The sequence below is a fragment of the Actinoplanes sp. ATCC 53533 genome, assembly GCF_003947245.1.
Genome location: NZ_QHHV01000331.1, coordinates 1 through 7,228, shown reverse-complemented (window position 1 = coordinate 7,228; position 7,228 = coordinate 1). Strand labels below are relative to the sequence as shown.

Sequence of the window (7,228 nt, the reverse complement as noted above, 5' to 3'; positions counted from 1 at the left end):
AACGAACGCCTCAACAAGGAGATCCGCCGCCGCACCGACGTCGTCGGGATCTTCCCCGACCGCGACGCCGTCATCCGCCTCGTCGGCGCCGTCCTGGCCGAACAACACGACGAATGGACCGAAGGGCGCCGCTACTTCGCTCTCGACGTGCTCGACCGCGCCCGCACCACACCCACCACCATCGTGTCCACCGCGACCACCGAGGACCTACAACTGGAGACCGCAGCATGACCCACCCGACCGGCGAGCACGCCATTCCCGACCCGGCCGAACGCGCCGCCCTCAACACCGCCCTGATCAACGACAACATCGAAACCGGCTGGTGGGACGACCAAGCCCGGCCCGCACCCTGGCCCGACGACATCGACCAATGGCAACCCGCCACCGGTGAACCCATCACCGGCGAACCCGGTCAACCCCTCCTCTAACCAAGATCAAATCGGAAGATCACCCAATACACCACGTCCAGGGACTTGACCTAAGATTCAACCAGAAACTGCGAGCTTCAGAGTGGTTGAGGGCGTTGGGGGACGTCCTCGTCGAGTGGAATGCCGCCACGCTGAGTGAGGATCGGGCCGGTGTCAAACCGCCCATCCATCCGATGGATCGTCACGCGATATTTCGATCACCGTTGCGGATCGCCCACAACATCGGCGCTGACCCTCAGTACCGGGGGAGCAGAGGTGATCTTCCCCGGTAGCGTGGAGGCAAGGCAGGGCTCACCCAAACCTGGGTGTCGCTTGAGCCGTCATTTCGCCGGCGGTAGGTATTCGGCGGTGGCGGTGACGCCCGGGACCGCAAGCGGGCGGGCGCCGGTGAGGATCGCGTCGTAGCGCTTGTCGTCGCGCAGAGTGCGCTCGTAGTAGGCGGTCAGGTACTCGACGGCGAGCATGCGCTCGGTGGTCTCCGACAGCCTGGCCGGGTTGTCGGGGCAGGTGCTGTCGTCCGAGGCACCCCACTGGCCGCTGGACGGCGACCACTGGGTGTTGAAAAAGCTGTGGTTGGCGCCCCGGACGGTCACCAGGTACGCCGGGACCGTGTTCTTGCCGCGGGCGTTGTCGAAGTACTGGCGGTCGGCGCCGGACGACCAGCACTCGGCAGAGACCACCGCGAAGGGGATCTTCGTGATCAGGGTGTCGCTGTTGTCGCCCTCGTTCTCCTCGAAGTAGACCGACGCGATCGGCACCACCGCCCGGATCGTCACGCCGGCCGGCCACTCGCCGCGGAACCGGTCGGCCGCCTGCCGCATCACTCCGAGACCACCGACGGAATGGCCCATCGTGCCGACCCGCCGCATGTCGACCCGCCCGCGGAAGTCCACGGCGGCCGCTCGCCCGGTCGCCGGATCCCGGAACCTACCGGCCAGCGGGCCCATGCCGGTCGCGGCGAGCTTCTGCCACATCGCCAGCTGGCGGTTGATCAGGTGGGCCCGCTGCGTCGAGGTGCCCATGAAGGCGTTGATGCCGTTGGCGCTGAGCGACACGACGACGAACCCGCGCCGGGCCAGCGCCTCGCTGAGATAGTCGTATCCGCGGTAGCTCGGCACGGACCTGACCCCGGGTGGGCACGGCCAGCTCGCGTCGGGGTCGTCGGTGGCGCAACTGTACGCCTGGCGGTGCAACTGCACGATGAGTGGCGCCCCGGCAGGCAGGTCGGTCGGGTAGTGCACGACCCCCGCCAGCTCGGACCGCCCCGACCAGTCGCGATCGGTGAACGTGGTGTCCCCGAGGTGGTATTCGACGACGCCGACCCTGTGGTCACTGTTCTTCGCGGCGGTGTCAGCCGATGCGTTCTGCCAGCTGCTCACGCTCACCACGAGGGCGGCCAGAACGGCCACCGCGGCAGCTCCGCGTCTTCTTCTTGCGGTCATCGATGCTCCTCCGGACGGTTTCGAGGTACGGCGGGCAACTCTGACAGCCAATTGTGAGAAACCTGCTTGGATGAGTCTGTCCAGTTAACGGCTGACCTTGGTTGTTGAGGAAGTCAGTCGTTGGCCGTGGTGAGCTGATACGAATGCGGGCGTTCACCGACTCGATCGCAATCTTGAGCTTTCGTTCGATCAGTGCTCTGACCTGGGCAGCTGTGTCGAGGGCGGCGTCCTCGACACAGCCGTATTGTTCGCTGGGCTGTCGCTTGGCAGGGTCCGATCGTTACTGGCTTCGACACTTCAAACAGCTATCGTCTTCCCGATGCCCACCTGACACATCGAGTGCGTATTTCCCAAATCGTTCACTACGAAAGGCTTCAACGGCCGAGCCCTCATATATTCCTCACATTCTCCTGCTTTTGTGTATCGCATCGGCCGGGATCATTGCCGTGGCCGCGGAGCGGAAGGTTGTGGAAGTGAAGAAATCGATGCGACAACTCGGCCGGGTGACGGCCGTGGGCGCGAGTCTCTCGCTCGTCGTGGCAGGGGCTGGTCTCGCGCTCGTCGCGCCAGGCGCGAACTCGGCGTACGGCGCTGAGCCGCAGGGAGCAGCGCCCATCTCAGTTCGCGGCGGCTCGTATGCGGTCACGCTGATCACGGGCGATACGGTCCACGTCCAGTCCGGTCGCACGGGGAAGCCCAACATCAGGTTCGTCCCGGGCAAGAACCGCAAGCGTGTCTCGTACGCCACCTACGAGACTCCACAAGGCCTGACCGTCCTACCCGCGGACGCGGTCCGGCCGCTCGCTGCCGGGACGCTCGATCCGCGGTTGTTCAACGTCACGCTGCTGCACAAGTGGGGCTACGACGACGCCCGTACCAAGACGCTGCCACTGATGATCATTGGGTCAGGCGCGACGCTGAAAGCCCCGGCTGCGCTGGCGGGGTCCACAGCCGTCCGGTCGGTGCCGACGCTGCGCCTGACATCGCTGCGCCAGCGCAAGGCCGACGCGGGTTCCTTCTGGGCGTCGCTGACCGCTCCTGTGAAGTCCGCTGCCGCCGCGGCCGTAGCCAAAGTGTGGGCAGTGGGCAAACTGCAGCCAGCCCTGGACGTGAGTGTTCCGCAGATCGGCGCACCAACGGCCTGGGCAGCCGGATACACCGGCAAGGGCGTGACCGTCGGCGTCGTGGACACCGGCGTGGACGGCACTCACCCCGATCTGAAGGACGTCGTCGTCGACGCGAAAGACTTCACCGGCACCGGGCTCACGGACGAGGTCGGCCACGGCACGCACGTCGCGGGCACCATCGCCGGCCGCGGGACAGCCTCGGGCGGCAAGTACACCGGCGTCGCCAAGCAAGCCCACATCAAGTCTGCGAAGGTGTGTGAGCCCGGCGGTTGCGCCGAGGACGCGATCCTCGCCGGTATGGCGTGGGCCGCGGAGTCGGGCGCCAAGGTGATCAATATGAGCCTCGGTGGCCCCGTCGGCGACACTGTCGACCTGATGCGGGACACGGTCGACACCCTCACGGCGTCGAAGAAGGTACTGTTCGTCATCGCCGCCGGCAACGACGGCACGCCGGAGACCATCGGCTCGCCTGGCACCGCCGACTCCGCGGTCACGGTCGGCAGCATCGACAAGGGCACCGACAACCTCAGCGAGTTCTCCAGCGAGGGGCCTCGGGTCAACGCGAGCCGGCGCCTTGACTACGCCATCAAGCCTGACATCACCGCCCCCGGCGGCGGCATCACCGCGCCCTACCCGGGCGGCGGCTATGAGACCATGTCGGGCACCTCGATGGCGACGCCGCACGTGGCCGGCAGCGCGGCGATCCTGGCCGGACAGCATCCGGACTGGACCCCTTCGGAGCTCAAGCGGGCGCTCATGTCGACGGCCAAGAAGCTCGATGGCCAGACGGTCTACCAGCAAGGCGCCGGTCGCCTCGACCTCGGCCGGGCCAGCACCCAGCACATCACCGCTACCGGCAGCCTGAGCCTCGGATATTTCCCGTGGCCCCACGAGGGCACACCGTCGGCGACACAGAAGATCGCCTACGCCAACGCGGGCAGCACACCGGTCACACTCGCGCTGTCGATGAGCGTCAACCAGGTCAACGGCACCAAGGCCGCCGCCGGCATGTTCTCCCTCGGCGCGAATTCGGTGACCGTCCCGGCCGGCGGCACGGTCGAGGTGCCCGTGACGGTGAAGCCCGCTGCGGGCGCGATCGGCCTCTACACCGGCTACGTCGCCGCGAAGAGCCTTGGCGGCGCGGCGGTGTTGAGTACGGCGATCGGGGCCTACAAGGAGCTGGCCAGCTACAACGTCTCCTACACGGAGTTCGGCCGCGGGACGGCCGCGCACGACACGTTCGCGCTACTCATCAACAAGAAGACCGGCGCGGTCAATTTCGACTATGTGAGAGGCCTGGCGACCAGGCGCGTTCCGGCAGGGGACTACATGTTCATAGGAATGGTCGTTGAGCCTGACGGGACGTCCTCGAGTTATGCGATTGACGCCCAACCGGTGACGGTGAAGGCTCCGACAGACATCCGGATCGACGCCCGCGCGGCCAAGCCGGTCACGCTGGACTTCGATGCCCCCGCGGACGCCGAGGAGTCAGACCACGCGCTGAGCGCGACGTTCGGCGATGTGACGCTCGGGGCCATGTCCGCCACCGGGCTCTACGGAATGCCCCGGCCGCCGGCAGCGGGGCTTGACTGGGGCTACTTCGCCACGCTGGTCAAGCGCGGCTCCTCGACACAAAAGCCAACCCCGTACACCTTCAACCTGGCGCTCAGGTCGAAGGGCATGTTGCCGCCCACGCAACGCTTCGCGACCCGCCGCGCCGACTTGGCCAAGGTGCAGTTCAAGATCAATCACGCCGGCCAGGGCGAGGCCCGGAACCTGTTCCACTCGGCCGCGCTACCGAACGCCACCGGCTACGGGGGAGTGAGCATTCCGGCCGGTGATCTCTACTCGCGGATCGATTACATGAGCACTGTCCCCGGCTCGACGTTCCAGTCGCAACTCGAGAGCCTGGCCGCCGCAGACAACAGTTCCGTGCTGACCCTGACCGGCCTCAGCACGGCCTACCGGAAGGACACGACCAGCACGGTGCAGCTCAACGAGCCGGTGTTCGGGCCGTCGTGGAAAACCGGCGGCATCTACACCAGCGCGTCTAGGCAAGGGGACATGCTCAATGTGGACCTGCCTCTGCTGAGCACTTCGGCGCAGAGCGGGTTCGCTTCGAAATTCATCGTCACCCCGAGCTGGGAGTTGAGCCAGGGCGGCAAGGTGATCGCCACGAGCGATGACCCCTGGTTCTACCGGCCGGTGCCCGCCGGCCGCGCCACGTACACCCTGCGGGGCAGCGTCAAGAACGATAAGCCGTGGACGCCCCTGTCACCGGAGGTGGCGGCGACCTGGACCTTCACGTCCGAGCATCAGGCGGAAGACAAGGACGTTCCGTTGGCACTCCAGGCGGTGCGGTTCTCCCCCCGGGTCGACAGGGACAACAAGGCAAAAGCGGGGCCGACGACGATCCCGCTGGTCGTCCAGCGGAGCCCTGACACTGGCGCCCCCAGCGTCGCGTCGATCACGGCGCAGGTGTCCTTCGACGGCGGTAAGACGTGGTCGGCTGCCCCGCTGGAAGGCGCGGGTGCGACGCGTACGATGAGGGTCACCAACCCTGCCGGCGGCACTGTCTCGCTGCGGGTGACGGTCGCCGACGCTGCGGGAAGCACGGTCGAGCAGACCATCAAGGCGGCCTATACCGTCCGCTGACCACCGCCAACCCGCCGAAGCGTGAAACTCCGGCAGGGTGATCATGAGGGGCTCCGTCGCCCTCGGCCTGACCTCCGCGGTAGTGGCGACTGCTCAGCGGAGGCCAGGCGTTCTTCCAGCCGGTCGTCGAGGCGCTGACCAACCACGGCGTCTCGGTCTACCCTGATCCACGGGCGTCCGGGTCCGGGTGTAGTCAGAGGACCAGGTTGTCGCGGTCGTCGAACTTCCAGCCGTCCTCGTACAGCACCTCGATCAGGTGACCGTCGATGCCGGTGAAGTAGCCGTTGTGTCCCCAGGGGGTGGTCTTCGCTGGCCGGGTGACTGTGGCACCCAGTTCCTCGGCCTTCGCGATGATCCGGTATACGTCGTCGGAGCTGTGTGCGATGTACGCGAGCGCGAACCCGGCGAACCCACCCGTCTCATGGTCGGTGAGCCGAGCGTCGTCGGCGACAGCGTGCCGGGGCAGGAGCGCGAGCGCCACGCCGCCCAGGTCGAACAGCGCGAACTCGTCGGATCCGGAGGCCGAACGCTTCCAGCCCAGAGCCTCGTAGAAAGCCACGGAGCTGAGGACGTCACGGACACCGAGAACGATCATGTTCAGTTTCTGGCGCATGGGTCTCTCCTATATTGGAAATCACTGTCAGAACAGGGTGAAGCCAGCGTCGATGACGAGGATGGAGCCTGTCATGAGGCTAGAGGCGTCGCTGGCGAGAAAGACCGTGGCCGGGCCGAGTTCCTCGGGAAGGCCGTAACGGCGCATCGCGGCTGGCTCGACGCACCAGGGCTGGTACTCGGGTTGGTCCACGGGGGACTGCTTGGTGAGGATGTAACCGGGGGCGAGGGCGTTGACGCGAACCCCGTGCGGCGCCCATTCGGCGGCCAGCGCCTTGGTCAGCTGGTGTACGGCGGCCTTCGAGGCCAGGTATGCAGGCTGCCAGCGTGGTCGGTTGACGATCATCGCGGACATCGAGCCGACGTTGACGATGGTGCCGGTCCTGCGGGCGACCATATGCCTTCCGACTTCGCGGCTGCACCGCCACACGCCGGTGAGGTTGGTGTCCAGGACCTGGGCCCAGGCCTCGTCGGTGGTGTCGAGAGCCGGCGCGCCGATGCTGATGCCGGCGTTGTTGACGAGGATGTCGATCGGGCCGAGTTCGTTGGTGACACGCTCGACCATCGAGGTCACCGCGTCGGTGTCGGTGACGTCGGTGTCCAGCGCGATCGCTCGTACCCTGTTCGTCGCTGCGCTGATCACCATCGTCCCCGTGGTCGTCCTGTTCATCGCGATCGAGCGCCATCTGGTCGCCGGACTCACTGCGGGCAGCGTGAAGTGAGTGACCCCAGGGCAATGCACGCCAAGCGGTTCTCCATCAGCTCGTCAGTAGCACCCTCGTATTCGGGTGCCGTGCCCGCTTGCACCGGTGCCAAGCGTGGCGTTCCGTTCGTCGCATCTCGTGGACGGGACGCCACGCTCTTCGGTCAGCGGTCAGGAGTTCGAATCGCTTGCCTCAACTCCTTGCGACAGCACGATCCAGGCCCGGTTGCCGGCCACGCTGGCGTGATCGTTCATGCCGCT

The 7,228-nt window shown here is 66.6% G+C and carries 7 protein-coding genes; 4 read left to right on the top strand and 3 right to left on the bottom strand.

Annotated features, from left to right (window positions below):
- Together DMB66_RS56165 and DMB66_RS56160 are read left to right on the top strand one after the other, a co-directional pair.
- Positions 1–231: transposase (locus tag DMB66_RS56165; protein ID WP_199753225.1), on the top strand; the 231-nt coding region annotated here is incomplete at its 5' end.
- Entirely contained in the window at positions 228–428 is a 201-nt protein-coding gene (locus DMB66_RS56160) for a hypothetical protein (RefSeq protein WP_125802094.1), read from the top strand. The genes DMB66_RS56165 and DMB66_RS56160, both read left to right, overlap by 4 nt.
- A gap of 320 nt (positions 429–748) precedes the next feature.
- On the opposite strand, the gene DMB66_RS56150 is transcribed toward DMB66_RS56160, so the two are convergent.
- On the bottom strand, positions 749–1,870 hold the full coding sequence (locus DMB66_RS56150; protein WP_125812198.1) for an alpha/beta hydrolase: 1,122 nt from the start codon (positions 1,868–1,870) through the stop codon (positions 749–751).
- Positions 1,871–2,343: 473 nt separating this feature from the next.
- Between DMB66_RS56150 and DMB66_RS56145 the strand changes: the two genes are divergently transcribed.
- A complete protein-coding gene (locus tag DMB66_RS56145) occupies positions 2,344–5,652 on the top strand; it encodes a S8 family serine peptidase (RefSeq protein ID WP_158647692.1) in 3,309 nt (1,102 codons plus the stop codon).
- A 193-nt stretch (positions 5,653–5,845) separates the two neighbouring features.
- Here DMB66_RS56145 and DMB66_RS56140 read toward each other — a convergent pair whose 3' ends face one another.
- Together DMB66_RS56140 and DMB66_RS56135 are read right to left on the bottom strand one after the other, a co-directional pair.
- Positions 5,846–6,265 carry a VOC family protein gene (locus tag DMB66_RS56140; RefSeq protein WP_125812196.1) on the bottom strand — a complete coding sequence of 140 codons (420 nt, stop codon included), beginning with the start codon at positions 6,263–6,265 and terminating at the stop codon, positions 5,846–5,848.
- A gap of 27 nt (positions 6,266–6,292) precedes the next feature.
- Entirely contained in the window at positions 6,293–6,868 is a 576-nt protein-coding gene (locus tag DMB66_RS56135; RefSeq protein WP_233625552.1) for an SDR family NAD(P)-dependent oxidoreductase, read from the bottom strand.
- Here DMB66_RS56135 and DMB66_RS64995 point away from each other — a divergent pair.
- On the top strand, positions 6,813–6,986 hold the full coding sequence (locus tag DMB66_RS64995) for a hypothetical protein (protein ID WP_199752138.1): 174 nt from the start codon (positions 6,813–6,815) through the stop codon (positions 6,984–6,986). The genes DMB66_RS56135 and DMB66_RS64995 overlap by 56 nt on opposite strands.
- The last annotated feature ends 242 nt before the right edge of the window (positions 6,987–7,228 follow it).

Coding starts and splice junctions, on each gene's coding strand:
- DMB66_RS56140 (WP_125812196.1), bottom strand. CDS start 6,265: ATGCGCCAGAAACTGAACATGATCGTTCTCGGTGTCCGTGACGTCCTC.
- DMB66_RS56150 (WP_125812198.1), bottom strand. CDS start 1,870: ATGACCGCAAGAAGAAGACGCGGAGCTGCCGCGGTGGCCGTTCTGGCC.
- DMB66_RS56160 (WP_125802094.1), top strand. CDS start 228: ATGACCCACCCGACCGGCGAGCACGCCATTCCCGACCCGGCCGAACGC.